Origin of the sequence: Fictibacillus sp. B-59209 (genome assembly GCF_036216745.1) — a bacterium.
Classification (GTDB): domain Bacteria; phylum Bacillota; class Bacilli; order Bacillales; family Fictibacillaceae; genus Fictibacillus_C; species Fictibacillus_C marinisediminis.
Window position 1 is genome coordinate 1 of record NZ_JARMMC010000053.1, and the last position, 835, is coordinate 835.

The 835-nt window shown below is 42.0% G+C and carries 1 protein-coding gene; it reads right to left on the reverse strand.

What is annotated here, in order from left to right; translation table 11 throughout:
• The coding region (locus P4361_RS23150; RefSeq protein ID WP_328091235.1) for an MFS transporter at positions 1–678 on the reverse strand (678 nt) is incomplete at its 3' end.
• Positions 679–835: the final 157 nt, after the last annotated feature.

Genomic DNA, 835 nt, shown 5'->3' on the forward strand with positions numbered 1-835 from the left:
ATCCCATGCATAATCTTTTCCTCCCCACTCCAGTCCAAGCAGAAGCAGGACGGTAGAGGAAACGAGCAGTAATGTTCCTAAGTAATCAACCTTAGGTTTAAAGTCAGATTTGGATTCTTTTAGAGCGATGGCCAGCGTAACAATCGAAAGCAAACCAAAAGGAACGTTCACGTAAAAGCACCATCTCCAGCCTAATAAGGAAGACTCGGAAATCCATGTGCCGATCTGCGGCCCCAGAACGGAGGAGATTCCAAAGATACCTGCAAATATACCCGACATTTTAGCTGCTTGCTTCGGATCGGTTGAGACTGAATAGATAATCGTAAAAGAAATAGGGAAAATTGCACCTGACCCGATACCCTGAATGACACGGTAAAAGATCAGCTGGTCGATGTTCTGGGCGGTTCCGCACAGAGCGGATCCAATCAGAAACATGCTGATACCAATCAAATAGAACAGCTTTCGTCCAAATAAATCGCTCATCTTCCCAAAAACGAGCATTGTACTGGTCGCTGACAGCATATAGGCTGTGAAAATCCAGCTCATTTTGTCAAAACCGCCGATGTCTTTGATCACTTGACTGATACTGGCTGAAACAATTGTGTTATCCAATGAAGACATGAAAAGCCCCAATGCCATTGCCAGCACGACGAACCCCATTCTTTTATCTTGAGCCATACCCTCACCACTTCCCCTTTATATTCAATAAATACCATTAATTAGAATACCATCATCATGGAGGGCTGAACAGTTAAATTTTTATAAAGCTCTATTCTAACAAATTGTTGCATTGAGAAGATTTTTTATAAAAAGTCTTCATTGACAAATTGATTGG